Source organism: Arthrobacter silvisoli (genome assembly GCF_003369445.1).
GTDB lineage: Bacteria > Actinomycetota > Actinomycetes > Actinomycetales > Micrococcaceae > Arthrobacter > Arthrobacter silvisoli.
In genome coordinates this window covers 60599-78064 of the sequence record NZ_QRCU01000003.1, presented here as the reverse complement: position 1 = coordinate 78064, position 17466 = coordinate 60599, and the positions used below count along the sequence as shown (strand labels likewise).

The following is a 17466-nucleotide window of genomic DNA, read 5'->3' as shown; positions in this document are numbered from 1 at the left end:
GCGTCCTCGGGCGCGACCTGGGTGTCCATCCACCACGGCGGCGGCGTGGGCATCGGCCGTTCCATCCACACCGGCCAGGTCTCGGTGGCCGACGGCACCGAGCTCGCGGCCCGGAAGCTCGAGCGCCTGCTCACCAACGACCCCGGCATGGGCGTCATCCGCCACGCCGACGCCGGCTACGAACGCGCCATCGAGGTCGCCAACGAACGCGGCGTCCGCATCCCCATGAACGAAGGTAAGTAGCCGATCCCCCATCGATTGCTCCCCAGCGGGCCCCGGCCTCGCCGGTGTGGGTCCACGTAACCGTCGTTTTGGGCCGCCAGAACGATACCTACGGAGCAATCGATGGGACCTAACCCCGCGAAGGGACCTTCCATGATCGTGATCGACGGCCTGCAGTTGGACTTGGCGGACATCGTCGCCGTGGCCGACGGCGAAGATGTCAGCGTGGCTCCGGAAGCGCTGGTGCGGATGACCGAATCCCGCGAGTCCGCAGTGGCTACGGCCCTGCGCCGACCGGTTTACGGACGTTCCACCGGTGTGGGCGCCAACCGGACCGTCTCCCTGGCGGAAGCCGGGAGCGGGGATACCCACGGACTCAAGCTGCTGCGGAGCCATGCCGTGGATGCCGGCAGGCCGCTGGACCGCAGGACCGTCCGCGCGATGCTCGTCGTCAGGCTGTCCCAGCTGGCGGCCGGCGGGTCGGGGATCGACCCTGCCATTGCCGAGGCCCTCGCTGCGCTCCTCAACTCCGGTGCCGTCCCCGAGGTCCGCGAGTTCGGCGGGATCGGCACCGCGGACCTTCCCGCGCTTGCCGGCACCGCGCTGACGATGCTCGGCGAACGGGAGCCTCTCGGGGGAGGAAAAGCACTCCGCCTCCTGGATGGCTGGGCTACAGCCGATGCCCTCCCTTTCATCAGTTCCAGCGCCTTGACCATCGCCCAGGCGGTCCTTGCACAGCAGGAACTGACCATCCTCCTTGGCAACGCCGCGTCCGTGGCAGCCCTGTCTTTCGCTGCGATGTCCGGCAATCCGGAAGCCTTCAGCCCCGCGGTAGCTGCTGCCGCGGACACGCCTTCGGTCGCGGACGCGGCCCGCATGTTTCACGGGCTCGTCCAAGGAAGCGGCGAACCGGCCCGGATCCAGGATCCGTACTGCCTACGGACCCTGCCGCAGATCTTCGGATCCCAAGCTGAAGAGTTGGCGGCACTGGGCGAATTGCTGCGACGCCTTGTCACGGCCGGAAACGAGAACCCGCTGGTCCACGGCTCGCCGTCGGAAGGGACCAACGACGTCTCCCACCACGGCCTCTTCCAGATGACCAACCTCGCCCGCCGGGTGGATGCGCTGCAGTTGGCCATCGGCGCGGCCTGCGCCACGCACCTGCGCAGGATCGACCTCCTCTGCGACCCCCACTACACCGGCGGCCACCCATTCTTGGCCGAGGATGGCGGCGGCCAGTCCGGCGTCATGATGCTGGAATATGTCGCCGCCGCGGCGGTAGGCCGGATCCGGAGCAATGCCCAGCCCGTGAGCCTGCAAACAGTGGTGCTGTCCCTGGGCGCCGAGGAAGACGCAAGCTTTGCCAGTGTGGCTGCTGCGCAGCTGCAGGCAACGGCGGAAGCCCTGGCGACCGTTGCCGCCGTCGAACTCGTCTGCGCCACCCGCGCCCTGCGGCTGCAGGGCCGGCAGCCCGAAGAGTTTGCCAGCCCGCGGCTCCAAACCGTCATGCGTGCAGCGTTCGCGCTGCCCTCCGACGTCCGGGACCGGGACCTGCGCGGTGACCTTGAGCAAGCCCACCGGCTGGTCACCGCCCGGCGCTGATCCCGGCCCTGGCGCCGGCGCTGCTTAGTGCGCCGGCGCCGCTTCCTTGGCCGCGGCCTTCGGGTCGCTCAGCTTCTTGTTGGGAAGGGCGAAGCTGATCAGGAAAGCCAGCAGGGTGAGCCCGGCCGCGGTGAGCATGACGACGTCGATCGCCTGGGCGAAGCCCTCGGTGATGGGCCGCGTCAGCACCGGGTTGGCCGCATGCAGCCAGCTGGTGTCGTTGAGGGAATCGTTGGACGCGCCGTTCTTGAAGAAGTCATACAGCTTGGCGTTGGCGGGATCGGCGGCCACGGCCGGGTCCTTGAGCACCTTGAGGTAGTTGGCGCTGCCGGTGGCGGTCTTCATCCCGTCGGCGATCTTGTCCGCGGCCTGGCTGAACAGCATCGAGATGAACACGGCCGTGCCCACGGCGCCGCCCATGGAACGGAAGAACGCCGCTGTCGACGTGCCCACGCCCATGTCCTTCGGCGGCACGGACACCTGCATGGCCAGGGTGAGCGGCTGCATGCAGAAGCCCAGGCCCATGCCGAAGAACACCGCGATCAGGCCGGGTACCCAAAGGCCTGTGTCCACCCCGAGCGAGAGGCCCATGACGACGGCGGCCGCCGTCAGGATCGCCGTGCCGAGGATCGGGAAGATCCGGTACGTGCCCGACTGCGAGATGGTGCGTCCGGCGGTGATGGAACCGGCGAGGATGCCTACGGTGAAGGTGATCATCATGAGGCCGGCCTCAGTGGGGGTAAGGCCCTTGACCAGCTGCAGGTACATCGGCAGCATCGCGATGGCGCCGAACATGCCGATGCCGATGATGAAGTTCAGCAGGGAGGACAGGCCGAACGTGGCGTTGCGGAACAGGCGCAGGGGGATCAGTGCGTAGTCTCCGGCACGCTGTTCGGCCAGCAGGAACAGGACGATGCCCAGCACTCCGAGGCCGTAGCAGAGCCAGGAGGCGGTGGAGTTCCAGCCCCAGCTGCGGCCCTGTTCGGCCACGAGCAGCAGCGGCACGATCGCCAGGGTGATGGCCGCCGCGCCCCAGTAGTCGATCTTCTGCTTCACATGCCGTGGCGGCAGGTGAAGGTACAGGAAGACCACGGCCAAGGCGGCCAGTCCGATGGGCAGGTTGACGAAGAAGACCCAGCGCCAGCCGTCGAAGCCCAGGATGGTGGACGTGCCTGCGAAGGCGCCGCCGATCACGGGGCCGAGCACGGAGGAAACACCGAAGACGGACATGAAGTAGCCCTGGTACTTGGCGCGGTCCTTGAGTGCCACGATGTCGCCGATGATGGTCAGCGCGAGGGCCAGGAGGCCGCCGGCGCCCATGCCTTGGATGCCGCGGGCGATGGCGAGCTCGGTCATGGAGTGCACGGATCCGGCGTACAGGGAGCCGGCCAGGAAGATGAAGATCGCGGCCAGGTACAGCGGGCGGCGGCCGAAGATGTCGCTGAGCTTGCCGTACAGCGGGGTGCTCACCGTCGAGGTAATGAGGTAGGCCGTCGTGGCCCAGGCCTGCAGGGAGAGGCCGTCAAGGTCGTTCGCGATGGTGTAGATCGAGGTCGACACGATGGTCTGGTCCAGGGACGACAGGAACATGCCGAGCATGAGGCCCACCATGACGGTCAAGGTCTGGCGGTGGGTCAGGACTTCGCCGGGTACCCGGACAGGGGTGGATTTGGACATCGGTCCTCCAGGAAGGCGCAGTTAGGGGAAGGCGCAATTGATAGTTGCTTTCAGTAACTATCCTAATTGACGGTCTATTCCCCGCAAACCCGGAAGAATTTCCGGCTACGGCTCCACAAGGATCCCGTCGGCGTCGCAGTAGATCATGTTGCCGGGTTCGATGTGCACGCCGTCGATCACTACGGGAACGTCCACTTCACCGCGGCCCGTCTTGCTGCTCTTCTTCGGGTTGCTGCCCAATGCTTTGATGCCGAACGGCAACTTCGCCAGGGCAAGCCGGTCGCGGATGGCGCCGTTGATGACGACGCCGGCCCAGCCGTTCGCCACGGCGTTCTCGGCGATCATGTCCCCCATGAGCGCCGTGCGCAGCGAGCCGTTGCCGTCCACCACGAGCACCGCGCCGTCGCCGGGGGTGCCGAGCACGGTCTTCACGAGAGCGTTGTCTTCGTAGCATTTCACCGTGCGGACAGGGCCGCTGAAGCTGCTGCGCCCGCCCAAGTCCTGGAACTGCAGCGCGATGGAGGCAAGCTCATCGCCGCGCTCGTCGTAGAGATCGGCGGTGCTCAGCATTTCGTTCATCGTTGACTCTCCTTGCTCTAATGCAGCAACCCTAACTCCGATGTCTGTCAGCGGCGTTAAGCTGAGTCCAGACGTTCACAAGCCAGGGGGAGCCGCCATGAGTCCGAGCGATCTGACCGGATTGCCCGGTTCACTGCCCGAGCGTCCGGCGCCGGATCCGGCCGCTTCAGCGGCAGGTACGACGACGGCGCTCGCCGAGCCGGTGGACCGCGTCCGGGCGCTGTGGATCACCGGAGTCGTACTGGTCAACCTGGGCATCAACGCCGCCTTCTTCGGTCCGATCCAGGTGCTGCTCGGCCAGCAGGCCATCCATTTCGACGAGGGCCAGAAGGAAGCGATCCTGGCCCTGGTCACCGGCTGCGGTGCCGCAGTCTCGCTCGTGGCGAACCCGCTGTTCGGGGCCTTCAGCGACCGCACCGCCTCCCGGTTCGGCAGGCGGGTGCCCTGGGTCCTGTTCGGTGCGATCCTGGGTGCCGCCGCGTTGGTGGGGCTCGCCGGCGCCCCGAACGTGGCTGTCATGACGATCCTCTGGTGCCTGGTCCAGGCCGGGTGCAACGGCGCCTACGCCGCGGTTACCGCGGCCATCCCGGACCGGGTTCCGGTGCCGCAGCGCGGTACCGTGGGCGGCCTCGCCGCCATGGGCCAGACGGTTGGCATCCTGCTCGGCGCGGTGATCGCCTCGGTGGTCGCAGGGAACTTCGCCGCCGGATACCTGGTGTGCGCGGCGGCGCTGCTTGCCGGCGTCGTGCTCTATCTGTTCAAAAGCGAGGATGCCCCGCTGGCCCGCGCCGCCCGCCCGTCCTTCAGCCTGGCGGCCTTTGCGAAGGGCTTCTGGGTGTCGCCGGTGAAGTATCCGGACTTCGCGTGGGCGTGGCTGACCCGGCTGCTGGTCAACATCGGCAACCACATGGTCACCCTGTACCTGCTCTTCTTCCTCAAGGACGCCGTGCACCTCGAGGAAACGCAGGCAATTGCACCGGAGTTCGGCGTGCTGATCCTCACGGGCCTCTACGCGGTGATGGTGATTATTACCAGCGTGGTTGGCGGTGCGCTGAGCGACCGGATGGGCAAGCGGAAGCCGCTGGTGATCGTGTCCTCCGTTGTGATCGCCGTGGCCAGCCTCATCCTTGGCTTCGCCCCCACCTGGGCCGGAGCCATCACCGGTGCCGTGGTGCTGGGCGTCGGCTTCGGCGCGTACCTGGCCGTGGACTTCGCGCTCATCACCCAGGTCCTGCCCACCGCGCTGGACCGCGGCCGGGACCTGGGCGTGATCAACGTGGCCAACTCGCTGCCGCAGGTGATCGCGCCGCTGATCGCCTTCCCGTTCGTCACGTACCTGGGCGGCTACGTGTCGCTCTATGTGGCCGCTGCGGTGATCGGGCTGCTGGGCGCGGTGTTCGTGGTGAAGATCAAGAGCGTGGCGTAGCTTTCGCGAGCTGGATCGGGCGCGGGCCCGGTGGGGCGGTCAGAACACAGCGCTGAACTGGTTCCAGCCGCCGCCGACGACGGCGCGGCCCTTGAACCTAACGTTTGTGTTGGGGTCACCGTTGCCGAAGTACATCCACATGGTTCCTGTTGGGGTGATGCCGTAGACGTCAACCTTGCCGTCGCCATTGAAGTCCCCGGAGGCGCAAATCCGGGAAAAGACCTCCCACCCCCAAAAGCTGGCGGTGAAGAAATCCGGTGTTCCGGCCCCGAAGTGTCCTGTACCGGTGCTGTAAATAAGCCTCAGATTTCCCGTATCGTCCCGGGCCATGACCTCGTTCCTGTTGTACCCCCAGAACTTCCCCGGTGCCAGGAGCAGGTTGAAGTCCTCCCAACCCCTGCTGATGACTTTCCGTTGCAACCAGCCGCCTCGCCCGTTGCCGGGGTAGAGCCAGACTGTGTTGGAGGTATCCCGCGCAATGAGGTCGTTTAAGCCGTCCCCGTCCCAGTCGCCCGGGGCAATGATGTTGCGGTGGATGTTCCATCCTGTGCCGATCTGGACCTTGGTGGGAATCCCACCCTTCCCGTTGCCGGGGTAGAGGAACAATCGGCCCTGCCGATCCCGAGCGATGACGTCATTCTTTCCGTCACCGTTCCAGTCCCCGGCAGAGAGCAGAGCGTTATAAATATTCCAGCCCCCGCCGATACGTTGCCGGGGTAGCCAGGAGCCCCGGCCGTTCGTTGGGTACAGGTAGAGCGTCCCCGCATTGTCACGGGCAAAGACATCCATGGTGTTGTCCCCGTTGAGGCCCTTGGTCTTGTCCCGGTTGGCGATACGAGATTTCAGCACTACCGGAAAAACGTTCGTCTGCCCGCTGACGGTGACGTGGATGTCGACCGTGACTTTGTGGCCTTTGTCGGCCGTTGTAAGGACATAGCTGCGCTGCGTGGCTCCCCGGATCGGGTTGCCGTCTCTCTTCCAGACGTACTTGAAAGACGGCGCTCCACCCTGTGGAAAGGAGTGGACCTTGAACACCTTTGCGAAAATGGTGCCTCCCACGGACACGTCTCCGTCGATTTCCTCATTGTCGACACGGATGTCACGCGGCATCGGTCCCACTGCCGCCGATGTCGCCTCAGCCGGGAATTTCCCTTCGCGCAATGCGGTAACCCGCACGGAGATTTTGCTACCACCGTCGTCGCTGAACTGGGAGTAGTAATCCTGTTCCGTGGCTCTGGCAATCGGTGCGCCATTGCGGAGCCATTCGTAGCGGTATGCCGTTGGTTGCTCGGACCAGCTGCCAGGGTCGGCCGTCAGAGTGGAAATCGGAAAGGCCAACGGTCCTGAGATGGACGGTTTCACGGTGTTGAGCTGCGGTTGCAGCAACACCGCTGGGTTGTCGACCAAGAAGGTGGCCTTGTTGAAATCGATGGGCGGCAGCGGCGACGGTGCAGGCTGAAGGGTCCGTTGGATTCTGCCATCCCGGTGGTAGGTGACAGTCGAACGGTCACCCAGATACGTGATGCGGATGCTTTGCAGCGTGTACTTGCCACTGGGCTTGGACGCGGTAACGGGGGCGCTCGCCGTTGCTGAGAACGGCCCCTTCGGAACAGCGCCGTCCCAGCTGAGTTCAAAGCCCGTCACCAGGGATTCGTCTGTGTAAGCAAAGCGGACCTCGCTTGCGGCCTGGGACAGAGTGAAATTTACGCTCGCGGTCTGTCCGGGTGCGACTGTTGCCGTTACCGGCGACATGGCAGTGACAGCCGGTTCCTCAAAGACCACGTCCGGGTTGTCAACCTGGAAGTCGAGACGGCTCAAATCGCCGAGCGATCCAGTAGTGGGCCCAGGCCAATAGGTGGCGTACCGGTTGTCCGCCGTGTTCACGGTGACCCAATCAAGCACGACGCTTTCGCTTGGCCAGCTGTCCGCCTCAATAGGCAACTGGACTGTGCCCTCGATGCTTGGGGTCCTGCTCCCCCAGTAACCAGCGCGGGTTCCGGTCTTGTCGCGAACCACCAAGTCCACGCTCGTCACCGGCTCCGAGGCCTTGAACGCGAATGTCGCGTTATTTCCCGCGGTGATCACCGCAGGGGAGGTCCGTTCCAGGGATAGCAGTTGAGGCCCGGCCTCCACCGCCGCAGCGGGCCCGGCCGGCACCAGGAGCACGGCCGCAAGAACCGCCGCAACGAAGACCACCAGAAAGCGGAAAAGCCGCCGAAAAAGTGCAGCGCCAAACGCCATGATTCCCCCAATAAGCGTGGGCCGGACGCGGCCCGATCACCCGAGGATACTGCCGGGACCTTTCGCTGCCAACATTCGCGCCCGGGACGTTTGTCAATGAGGGCCTCCCGGGCCGCTCCCAGACAACTCCCACCTTCCTGCCGTAACATCTACTAGTCATGTAGGACGCCGCCCGGCCCGCCACACAGATCACCGGATATGCCCGAAGAAAACTACCTGGAACCGTATTCGCTGGACCTAGCAGCGGGGTTGCCGCGGATGGCCGCCGCCCCCACCACGCCAAGGCAGCAGCTGCGCTATACCCGGATCCTTAAGGCTGCCGCAGGATTCACGCAGCGGCAGTTCGACACCGTCAGCCTTTCCGATGTCGCGTTGCGGGCCCACGTCCCATTGGGCACCCTCTACCGGTATTTTCCGTCGCCAGCGCACCTGATGCTCGCCGTCTACCGCCAGCAACTGCGTGAACTTGGAACCGGCCACGCGAAGCCGGTGCGGATCGGACGCGAAAAGCGCATCGAGCAGATTCCACGCGACAGCCAGCCCCCGCTCGGCATCCGGAACGCACTGATCGGCGTGCTCATGGAGATCTTCCACCTGAGGGTGATGCAGCCGGCCGTCGAGCACTGCCTGACCCGCACTTCCCACAGCTGGGACGGCGACATCCCCGAACTCCTGCGCGAGATCGACGCGCTGACTGAATCGGTGGTCGTGTCCGTCATCAACGACGCCGGACGGGCGCGGATCCTGCTCCACACAGTCAGTGGTCTGGTCCAGTTGGTCCGCTGCCGCCGGCTTTCGCTGTTCGATGCCGAAAAGGACCTCAAGAACGCGTGCGCCCTGCTCGCCGAAACCCCGTAATTGCTGTAATCGGTCTAGACCACTAAGGCCAAAAAGCCGGTATTTTTCGTGATCTGGATCACATGGTTTCTCGGGTAAACGTTTTATCAGGGGAGAAAACGTCGGCTCCGGTCATCAGCACCCTCGCGGCTTGCCTACCATGGCAGAACCGATGCGGCCAGCGGCCCACCTGCAGGAGATGTGCAGACCGGGCCAGCCACCCTTGGCCCGAACCAACGCTCCTCGAATGCCCATATTTATGCCGGACCCGCCAGCGGGACCACGGCTAGCCTGAGGAGAACAACGACGTGTCCACTGAAACCATCGGCAGCGCCAACGACGCAGCGCTCATCCTGAGCGAAGAAGAGATTTTCACCGCACACGAGGGCGGCAAGCTCTCCGTGACCAGCACCGTTCCCTTGAACGACAAGCGCGATCTGTCCATCGCCTACACCCCGGGTGTCGCCCAGGTCAGCCGCGCCATCCACGCCAATCCGGAGCTCGCCCGCACCCACACCTGGGCCGAACGCCTCGTGGTGGTCGTCAGCGACGGCACCGCCGTCCTCGGCCTGGGCAACATCGGCCCCAGCGCTTCCCTGCCCGTCATGGAAGGCAAGTCCGCCCTGTTCAAGTCCTTCGGCGACCTCGACTCCATCCCGCTGGTCCTCAACACCACGGACGTGGACGAGATCATCGAGACCCTGGTCCGGCTCCGCCCAAGCTTCGGTGCCGTGAACCTCGAAGACATCTCGGCGCCGCGCTGCTTCGAACTCGAAGAACGCCTCATCGAGGCCCTCGACTGCCCGGTGATGCACGACGACCAGCACGGCACCGCCGTCGTCGTCCTTGCCGCCCTGACCAATGCCGCCAAGGTGACCCAGCGCGACCTCAGCGCCCTGAAGGTGGTCGTCTCCGGCGCAGGTGCCGCGGGCATCGCCGTCGCCGAAATCCTGCTGACCGCCGGCGTCGAAGACGTCATCCTGCTCGACTCGAAGGGCGCCATCAACGCCGCCCGTGCCGACATCGCCGCGGACCCCGCCAGTAAGAAGGCCCAGATGGCGCAGCGGACCAACCCGCGCGGCATCGCCGGCGGACCGGGCGAGGCCCTGCAGGGTGCCGATGTGTTCGTCGGTGTCTCCTCCTCCAAGTTGGATGAAGAGCACCTCAAGCTCATGGCCGAAAACTCCATCGTTTTCGCCCTGTCCAACCCGGACCCGGAGGTCCTGCCGGAGGTCGCCCAGAAGTACGCCGCCGTCGTGGCCACGGGCCGCAGCGACTTCCCGAACCAGATCAACAATGTCCTGGCGTTCCCGGGCATCTTCCGCGGAGCCCTCGACGCCGGTGCCCGCCGCATCACGCCCGCCATGAAGCTGGCGGCAGCCCGGGCGATCGCCGAACTCGCCGAAGAAGAGCTCTCCGCCGACTACATCGTGCCGAGCCCGTTGGACGCCCGCGTGGCCCCGGCTGTTACGGCCGCGGTCGCGGCTGCAGCCGAGTAGGTCCGCGCCCCGCAAACTGCGACGGCGGCGCTCCCGTGCTGGGGAGCGCCGCCGTCGTTTTCGCAACGCGGGGTCACTTGCGGCCCATCCCGCTCGGATCCATGGGCCGTAGCTGACCCCGTGTTGCGGGCCCGGCGGGCACTCTGCGCCCGCGTAGGCTCGGGTGATGACCGCTGAAACCATTGTGACGATACTCTGTGGCCTGGCCATTGCCGTGGGTGTGGCGGGCACGATCATCCCGGTGTTGCCCGGAAGCATCCTGGTCAGCGCGAGCCTGCTGGCCTGGGCGCTGTGGGGTGGTGCGGGAGCCACAGGCTGGGTGGTCTTCGGCATCGGCCTGGCCCTCGTGGCAGTGGGCATGGCAGCCAGCGCCATCCTCACGGGGCGCAAGCTCAAGCGGCACGGCATCCCCAACCGTTCGGTCCTTGCCGGCATCGCCCTGGCGGTGGTGGGGATGTTCGTGATCCCCGTGGTGGGGCTCTTTGTGGGGTTCGCCGTCGGGCTCCTGTTGAGCGAGCTGTTGCGCACCCGCGCGTTCAGGACGGCGGTGTCTTCCAGCCTGGCCGCGCTCAAGGCCACGGGCCTGGGCATCCTTGCCGAGTTCGGCCTGGCCTGCCTGGCGGCAAGCACCTGGGCGATCGGCGTGTGGGTCACCGCCCTCAGCTGACGGGCCCGGCGAAACCTGGCCGAGCGAACATGCGAAACCGGGCATGCGGACCGCAGCTGTCCGCATGTCCATGGCCGCCAGCGTGTGCGGTGGGGCATAGTCGGGCGCATGATTGGAAAATTCCATGCACTGGTCATCGACTGTGAAGATATCGAGCCGATGGCGCTCTTCTATCAGGAACTGCTGGGGATGCAGCGGGTGGAGGGCGACGCCGACTGGATCACCATCGGCGACGCCGCCGACCGCCCCGCGGTGGCCTTCCAGCGGGTCGACAAGCTGGTCCCACCGCAATGGCCGTCCGCCGAACACCCGCAGCAGATGCACGTAGACGTGAAGGTCGGAAACCTGGATGAGGCCGAGGAGAAGGTCCTTGCGCTCGGAGCAACCAAACAGGGATACGCGACGGAGACCTTCCGCGTGTACCTCGACCCGGCAGGCCACCCGTTCTGCCTGGTGTCCTGGTAGCGAGCACCGCCTCCTCGGCTCCGCCAGGCTGCAAAGCGGCGGCCGCTCCGCGAAGGGAACGGCCGCCGTCGTAGTTTTCAGTTTGTGGTATTTCCGAAGTGGAAGGCGCGCTACATAGCGCGGCCCTTCGTCTCCTCTCTGACATCACGGCCGAGCCACAGGCCTACAGCAACCATCACGATACCGAGCGCGAGGTGCAGCCAGTTGTCGGCGGTGTTGAACGGCACGAAGTTGGCGCCCGAGTCTGCACCGATCACGAGTCCGTAGATCCACAGGACCAGGTAGACGATGCCGCCGCCAACCAGGAACCCGCGTGCCATCCTGGAGGTCCTGGCCATGTACAGGCCGACCGCACCGAACAGCATGTGGACGATGTTGTGCAGAATTGAGACTTGGAAGATTCCAAGAAGCATGGCGCCCGAGTCATGCCCAGCAAAGGTCATGGCGCCGTAGTTGCTCGTGATGCCCGGGATGAATCCAAGGACACCAACGACCAGGAATACCCAGCCCAAACCCAGCGCCGTATTGTGCAGCGAGAGCCCCATTACATGATGGTGCTGTGCCGGGTGTGAAGCGGTGGTCATAACTCCTCCCAACCACAATGTGTACCGGCCCGCCAAGTGGCTGGCCGTTTCGCGGCAAGGAGCTGTCGGAACCCTGCCGACGTCCATAGTTTACTCCCGATAACCCCGGAAATAGAGGGGAGGCCCGGCGGGCGGCCCGCGGGGGCGGTGCGCGGATAGCATGGACAGATGACCGCCGGGCATCCCGTTCCCGGGTACCGGGACACCCGGGACCTGACCCCTTTCCGCCGTGCCCGCGTCCGCACCCACGCGACGGGTCTCGCTGACGGCGTGGGCGGGGCGGTTTCGGGGGTGCTGCGCAGGCGGAACGCGGACCGACTTTCCGTCGCGGGGGCGGTGCCGCCCCTCAAACCCTTCGCCGGCCGTACCGCGAAGGCTGTGCATGCGGCGGCCTTCAGCGGCACCGAGCCCGAACGCCTGCTGCTTCTCGCCCGGTCCAACCCCGGATGGGCAGGCCTCTGCCAGGTCCTCGCGGGCTTGCTTGCCTACAAGCAGGGCGGCTACCTCCGCGCGGCCGAAATCCTGCGCCTGGGCATTTCCACCAGGATCGACTACGCCGCCAGCCAGTTCTCCGCCGCGTATCTTGGCCGCGTGGTCAGCACCATCGAGGTCACCGAGCGCGTCGAGGTGGAGGTGCTGTTCAGCGAGGAATCGGTGTTCCTGGCCCTTTCCCACTGCTTACGGGAAGCCGGGCAGCCGGTAGCCGCCCTGGCCGCCTTGGCCGGCCTGCCGCCGTCGCTCCCGGCAGCGTTGGCCCGCTGCACGGCGGCGTCGGCACTCGGCCGGCACCGCGACGTCGCTGACTGGACCGAAGGCCTGCTCAACGCGGACGAGCTGTCCGCTGCCCTGCTGCTCCTTAGGTCGAGGTCGCTGCGCGCGCTCGGCGACCGTGCGGGCGCGCAGGCAGCGCTGTCCGAAGTACTGCGGCGGCGAAAGACCAGCCGCGCGCTGCGCAACGACGCGCTCACCGACCGGGCGCTGTTGGCAGTCGACGCCGGTCGCCGGGCTTTGCTGCCGTGGTCGCGGCGCCCTCCCGCCGGGCTGGAGGACGGCGTGATCCTCAAGGATGCCGAGATGCGCCGGCTCTGGGAGCGGGACTGGAAGGACCTCGGCGGGGAGTGACGGAACCCTTGTGGATGGGACGGCACGGGGCTATCCTTTAGTCAACTAGTTGGTTGATCAACTAGTTGGTTGTATAAGAGGTGGATAGTGCCACACCAGGACCCGCTCGATGCGGCTCGTCTTGACCGGGCCTTCATGGCGCTCGCGGATCCGGTCCGGCGGGACATCGTGGCCAGGCTGTCGCGCAGCGACGCCACGGTCAACGAACTCGCCGAACCGTTCGCGATCACCAAGCAGGCCGTGTCCAAGCACATCCAGGTCCTGGAACAGGCCGGCCTGGTCACCCGTTCACGCGACGCCCAGCGGCGCCCGGTCCATCTGGATGCGGCAGCGCTGGAGCGCCTCACGGCGTGGATCGACCGGTACCGGCTCGAAGCAGAAGGGCGTTACCGGAGGCTGGACGCCCTCCTGGAAAACCAAGCCTCCGCGCGGACCCCGGAATCCGCGCAGATTCCAAGGAGCGGGGAACAATGAGCAATCCAACCAACATCACGGCCGAACCCGGCGTTCCGTTCGTCGAAACGGTCCGCGAATTCGACGCCCCCGTGGACGCCGTCTACCGTGCCCACGTGGAGCCTGAGCTGATGGCCCAGTGGCTGGGCCCGCGGCACGACTCCGTGGAGGCCATCCAGTACGACACCCGGGTGGGCGGCCGCTGGAGCTTCGACGGCGCCAGCAGCGAAGGCTATGAATTCAACTTCAGCGGGGTGTTCCATGCGGTCGAGCCCGGCAAGCTCCTCATCATGACCTTCGAATTCTCGGGTGCTCCCGGCCAGGTGGGCATCGGCACCACCACTTTCGAGGACCTCGGCGGCGGGCGCTCGCGGATTTCCATCCACGACGTCTACCCCACGGTCGAGGCGCGGGACATGGCCATTGACAGCGGCATGAATTCAGGGGTGATCGAAGGCTACGAACGGCTCGACGAACTCCTTGCCGCTCAGCGCGTGTAACGCGGCCCGTCCCTTCCCGGCGGGGCGGCCGGGGCCTTCCCCGGGGGAGCGGGGAGCCTCAGGCGGTCCGGCTCATGAGCGGGATGATCTGCTCGGCCAGCAGCGCGACGCCGAGCCCCACCATCACCACGCCGCTCGCCAGCGTCACCACCCGGGCCGCCGCCGGCCGCGAATGCAGCAGTTTGCGCGACGCCAGCGCAACACCGGTGTAGATCATCGCCACGAGCAGCACGAAGGTCAGGCCCAGCACACCCGACTGCACCGGAACCGGCAGCGACGCTTCCGGGCTCACGAACTGCGGCACCAGCGCCAGGAAGAACAACAGGCCCTTCGGGTTGATGCCGCTGGTGCCCATGCCCAGCAGGAAGCTGCGGAACTGGTTATGGGACTGCCCGACGGCGTCCTCCGCGCTGAAGCGCGCACCGCGCCAGGAGCGGAGGGTGCTGAAGCCCAGCCACAGCAGGTACGCCGCGCCGGCCACCGTCAGCCAAGCGAGGAGCCCCGGAACGCCGGCCAGCAGTGCCGCGAGGCCGAGTGCCATGAGAACCGTGTGCACCACGTAGCCGCTGCACAGGCCGGCCACCGCGGGTACGAAGCTGCGCTGGCGCAGTCCGGCCGCGATGGAGTACGCCCAGTCCACGCCCGGCGTGCACGCCAGGGTGATGGAGACAAGGGTGAAGGCGAGGAACAGTTGGGGGTTCACGGTGGCTCCTGGGGTCGATCCGCCGGGGTAGTTCCGGCAAGGAAAACCCTAGGGAAAAACGCCCCATAAGTGTTCGCCTTTTTATCCCGATCAGGCGTGTGCTCGGTAAGATATTTGCGTGATCGACGGAATCGACAGAACTATTTTGCGCCACCTCAAAGAGGATGGCCGGATGACTGCCACGGCACTCGCTGCCAAGGTGGGCCTGACGGTTGCACCCTGCCACCGCAGGCTGCGTGACCTGGAGTCGTCCGGGGTCATCCGGGGGTACCGTGCGGATATTGATCCGGCCGCGATCGGACTGGGATTCGAAGCGATCGTGTTCGTTACCTTGGCCAAGGTAGAGCGCAGCATCATGTCCGATTTCGAGGAACGCGTGGCGGCCCTGCCCAACATCGTCGAAGCCCAGCGGCTGTTCGGTTCGCCCGACTACCTGCTCCGCGTGATCGCTGCGGACCTCCCGGCGTACCAGCGCTTCTACGACGAACAGCTCACGGTGCTTCCCGCCGTCGAACGCTTGACCTCGACGCTGGTGATGAAGAACCTCAAGAGCAACGGCGGCCCGCCGGTCTAGCTATTCGACCGGCCTGACGTGGACGATGATGACCTGCACGTCCTTGCTGCCGTCGTATCGCAGGTCGTAGTTGACGTTCAGTCCCGTGCTGGTGCCGCTGGTGATGGAAAAGTCGCTCTTCATCTGCGGATCGGCGCTCGCCGAGCTGATCCAGCCCTCGGCGGAGTCGGCGTCGATCCCGTACTTCCCGACGCCGTCGCGGATCAGCGCGAAGAACTCCTCCGGGGAGTCCGCGGTGAGGAAGTAGGTGATCTCGCTGAAGTCGGGCTGGATGTTGGTGGTGTTGAAGCGGATCCGGTCCGTTTCGCCCTTGATCTCGCCTGCGGGTGCCACGATCGTGAGGTCGATCTTGCCCTCCTCCTGGGTGTTGATTTCCGGTCCGTAGCTGGTGTCCGAGACGCCGACGGCGGACTTCAGCAGCTTGCCGCTGCTCAGGTCCAGCCGGGCGCGGAGTTCGGTGCGGATCTTGTCGACGCCGGCGGCGTCCAGCGTGGAGAAGTCGGAGGTGTTCACGGTGCTCCCTTGCGAGGTGTGCGGCGTCTGGGCGGGTGTTGCGGAACCGGGGAGTTGGCAGGCGGCGAGCGTGAGGCACGCAGCGGCGGCCAGCGCCACGGCGGCGGTGCGCGCCGCCGTCAGCAGCGGCGGCCTCACTGGTGGACCTCGACGTCGAAGCCCGACAGGAAGCGTCCGGTGATGTCCGGAATGTTGTTGAGGGGGCGGTGCTCCTCGACGCGGCCGTTGAAGTCGGAGGCGATGATGTCCCTGGCGCGGTCGGGGTCGGTGGCGAGCAGGTTCTGGTATGCAGGCAGGGTGTCCTGGCTGATGAGCGCCCAGCGGGAGTCGGCGTCGGCGATGTTCCCGTCCGGGAAGCCCGTGGTGAAGTCGGTGCGGAACTGGAGCGGGTTGTCCCAGCCGGTAACCGGCAGCTTCTCCGGGCCGGGGCTTTCCACGCTGTAGGTGTACGGGAACACCTCCGGGAAGCTCTTCGCGCCCGGAATGGAGGGTTCGCCGGCGAGGGTGACCATGTAAGTGACTGCTTCGCCGCCGGTGTGGTTCTTCATGTCGACGTAGTCGTCGGCGATGATCTCGTTCTGTTCCCGGTACAAGAGCGCCGTGTTGCCCTTCTGGATCTCGGCGGGGTCCCCGGAATCGATCTGCGCCCAGGCCTGTGCCGTTCCCGCGTCGATGGCGCCCGAATCCCGCAGCCGGTTGATCTCTTCGATGCCGCCGTTCATGTACGCCTCGTGCTGGCGGGCCTGGTCAAGGAAGATCTCCTTGTTCATGTCCAGCATGGACGTTTCGTAGAACTTGATCTCCTGGTCCGTCATTCCGGCCAGCTGCTCGAGTTGGTCCAGGACCGGCAGCGGAATGTCGGACACCGGATTGTCGGTGATCTGCTGCGCGAGATCCCGCATCAATGCCATGTCCTTGAACCCGCCGGCAAAGGACGGCCCGATCATGTTGGCCATTCCCGCCCACTGCAGGTCCGGGTTCTCCAGATAGGCCTTGCCGTAGTAGTCGTAGACCTTCTTGATGGTTTCCCAGTTGTACTCGGTGCCCTTGGAGGTGTCCCAGTCGGCCGGGTCGATGCCCATCTCACGCATCGCCTGCTGGTTCCAGTAGTCGCTCAGGAAATCGGCGTACTCCGGGGAGTTCTTGCCGATCAAGCCGGAGTCGGCAGCTGCGTCCATTGCCGCTTTGGCAGCCTCAGGATGTTCCAGGGCCCATTGTTTGAATTCGTCGCTGGCCAGGTAGGCCTTGCGCTCGGCCGGCGTCATGCCCTGGAGCCTGTCCGTGAGGTCCTGGGCGTTTTGCCCGCCGGGCCCGCCGCCTTGGCCGCCCGCCCCGCCTGTTCCGCTGCCGCCGGTGCTCGCCTTGTCCTGCTCATCGGCGTTCTTCAGCAGCGCCTTGCCGGCAGCTTCCATCTGGCTGGCGGCCTTCTTGAGGGCGGGCAGGTGGGCGGAACTCCATTCGCTGCGGAAGCGCTCGCCGTCGGCTCCGCGCCAGCCGGTCCCGGCCAGCGTGCTGCTCAGCTGTTGGCCCAGCGCGGACAGCTTGTGTGCCCCGCCCGCCATGGACTTGGCGAGCTGGCGCAACTGCGCAACGTCTGCGCCGTAGAAAGTTCCGGCCATGGTTCCCCCGAGCGAATGTCTGTGCCCCACATCGTGCCGGCCGTTCCGGCATTGCCGATCCTACGGGTTCGCCGTGCCGGGCGGCGATGGGGAGAAGTGCCCTGTGTACCGGGGGAAGAATGTCGAGAGCGAGGACACGTTCACACCCCAGGAACGAACTGCATTGCACGCGCTGCTCGCTGG

The 17466-nt window shown here is 66.0% G+C and carries 17 protein-coding genes and 1 pseudogene; 11 read left to right on the top strand and 7 right to left on the bottom strand.

The window, feature by feature from the left end:
• Positions 1–243 (top strand): annotated as a pseudogene (locus DWV11_RS00495) (urocanate hydratase); the annotation flags it as partial.
• A 102-nt stretch (positions 244–345) separates the two neighbouring features.
• Positions 346–1824 carry an aromatic amino acid lyase gene (locus DWV11_RS00490; protein ID WP_245953367.1) on the top strand — a complete coding sequence of 493 codons (1479 nt, stop codon included), beginning with the start codon at positions 346–348 and terminating at the stop codon, positions 1822–1824.
• Positions 1825–1848: 24 nt separating this feature from the next.
• Here DWV11_RS00490 and DWV11_RS00485 read toward each other — a convergent pair whose 3' ends face one another.
• On the bottom strand, positions 1849–3501 hold the full coding sequence (locus tag DWV11_RS00485; protein ID WP_115786840.1) for an MDR family MFS transporter: 1653 nt from the start codon (positions 3499–3501) through the stop codon (positions 1849–1851).
• Between the two features lie 105 nt (positions 3502–3606).
• Positions 3607–4080 (bottom strand): ribonuclease E activity regulator RraA, encoded by a 474-nt coding sequence (gene rraA / locus DWV11_RS00480; protein ID WP_115786838.1) that lies wholly within the window; start codon positions 4078–4080, stop codon positions 3607–3609.
• Positions 4081–4177: 97 nt separating this feature from the next.
• Between rraA and DWV11_RS00475 the strand changes: the two genes are divergently transcribed.
• Positions 4178–5506 carry an MFS transporter gene (locus DWV11_RS00475; protein WP_115786836.1) on the top strand — a complete coding sequence of 443 codons (1329 nt, stop codon included), beginning with the start codon at positions 4178–4180 and terminating at the stop codon, positions 5504–5506.
• 39 nt (positions 5507–5545) lie between these two features.
• Here the strand turns inward: DWV11_RS00475 and DWV11_RS20275 are convergent, their stop codons facing one another.
• Complete coding sequence (locus DWV11_RS20275; protein ID WP_245953366.1) at positions 5546–7747, bottom strand: FG-GAP-like repeat-containing protein; 2202 nt, start codon at positions 7745–7747, stop codon at positions 5546–5548.
• Positions 7748–7945: 198 nt separating this feature from the next.
• On the opposite strand from DWV11_RS20275, the gene DWV11_RS00465 reads away from it, so the two are divergent.
• The 4 genes from DWV11_RS00465 to DWV11_RS00450 all read left to right on the top strand — a co-directional run bounded on the left by DWV11_RS00465 (position 7946) and on the right by DWV11_RS00450 (position 11215).
• Positions 7946–8605 carry a TetR/AcrR family transcriptional regulator gene (locus DWV11_RS00465; RefSeq protein WP_115786834.1) on the top strand — a complete coding sequence of 220 codons (660 nt, stop codon included), beginning with the start codon at positions 7946–7948 and terminating at the stop codon, positions 8603–8605.
• A gap of 287 nt (positions 8606–8892) precedes the next feature.
• On the top strand, positions 8893–10083 hold the full coding sequence (locus tag DWV11_RS00460; RefSeq protein WP_115786833.1) for an NAD(P)-dependent malic enzyme: 1191 nt from the start codon (positions 8893–8895) through the stop codon (positions 10081–10083).
• Positions 10084–10249: 166 nt separating this feature from the next.
• Positions 10250–10750, top strand: a complete 501-nt coding sequence (locus DWV11_RS00455; RefSeq protein WP_115786831.1) for a DUF456 domain-containing protein — start codon at positions 10250–10252, stop codon at positions 10748–10750.
• A 108-nt stretch (positions 10751–10858) separates the two neighbouring features.
• On the top strand, positions 10859–11215 hold the full coding sequence (locus tag DWV11_RS00450; RefSeq protein WP_115786829.1) for a VOC family protein: 357 nt from the start codon (positions 10859–10861) through the stop codon (positions 11213–11215).
• Positions 11216–11325: 110 nt separating this feature from the next.
• Here DWV11_RS00450 and DWV11_RS00445 read toward each other — a convergent pair whose 3' ends face one another.
• Positions 11326–11799 (bottom strand): DUF4383 domain-containing protein, encoded by a 474-nt coding sequence (locus DWV11_RS00445; RefSeq protein ID WP_115786828.1) that lies wholly within the window; start codon positions 11797–11799, stop codon positions 11326–11328.
• Positions 11800–11967: 168 nt separating this feature from the next.
• Between DWV11_RS00445 and DWV11_RS00440 the strand changes: the two genes are divergently transcribed.
• From DWV11_RS00440 to DWV11_RS00430, 3 genes are all read left to right on the top strand, one after another.
• Positions 11968–12921, top strand: coding sequence for a hypothetical protein (locus DWV11_RS00440; protein WP_115786826.1), 954 nt, complete (start codon positions 11968–11970; stop codon positions 12919–12921).
• 135 nt (positions 12922–13056) lie between these two features.
• A complete protein-coding gene (locus DWV11_RS00435) occupies positions 13057–13395 on the top strand; it encodes an ArsR/SmtB family transcription factor (RefSeq protein ID WP_115786824.1) in 339 nt (112 codons plus the stop codon).
• On the top strand, positions 13392–13874 hold the full coding sequence (locus DWV11_RS00430) for an SRPBCC family protein (RefSeq protein ID WP_115786823.1): 483 nt from the start codon (positions 13392–13394) through the stop codon (positions 13872–13874). The genes DWV11_RS00435 and DWV11_RS00430 overlap by 4 nt, the downstream gene beginning before the upstream one ends.
• A gap of 58 nt (positions 13875–13932) precedes the next feature.
• On the opposite strand, the gene DWV11_RS00425 is transcribed toward DWV11_RS00430, so the two are convergent.
• Entirely contained in the window at positions 13933–14577 is a 645-nt protein-coding gene (locus DWV11_RS00425; protein WP_115786822.1) for a LysE family translocator, read from the bottom strand.
• 118 nt (positions 14578–14695) lie between these two features.
• Between DWV11_RS00425 and DWV11_RS00420 the strand changes: the two genes are divergently transcribed.
• On the top strand, positions 14696–15151 hold the full coding sequence (locus tag DWV11_RS00420) for an Lrp/AsnC family transcriptional regulator (protein WP_115786820.1): 456 nt from the start codon (positions 14696–14698) through the stop codon (positions 15149–15151).
• Here the strand turns inward: DWV11_RS00420 and DWV11_RS00415 are convergent, their stop codons facing one another.
• Positions 15152–15802, bottom strand: coding sequence for a hypothetical protein (locus DWV11_RS00415; protein WP_245953365.1), 651 nt, complete (start codon positions 15800–15802; stop codon positions 15152–15154). It lies immediately after the preceding gene.
• On the bottom strand, positions 15799–17283 hold the full coding sequence (locus DWV11_RS00410; protein ID WP_115786818.1) for a WXG100 family type VII secretion target: 1485 nt from the start codon (positions 17281–17283) through the stop codon (positions 15799–15801). The genes DWV11_RS00415 and DWV11_RS00410 overlap by 4 nt, the downstream gene beginning before the upstream one ends.
• Between the last annotated feature and the right edge of the window lie 183 nt (positions 17284–17466).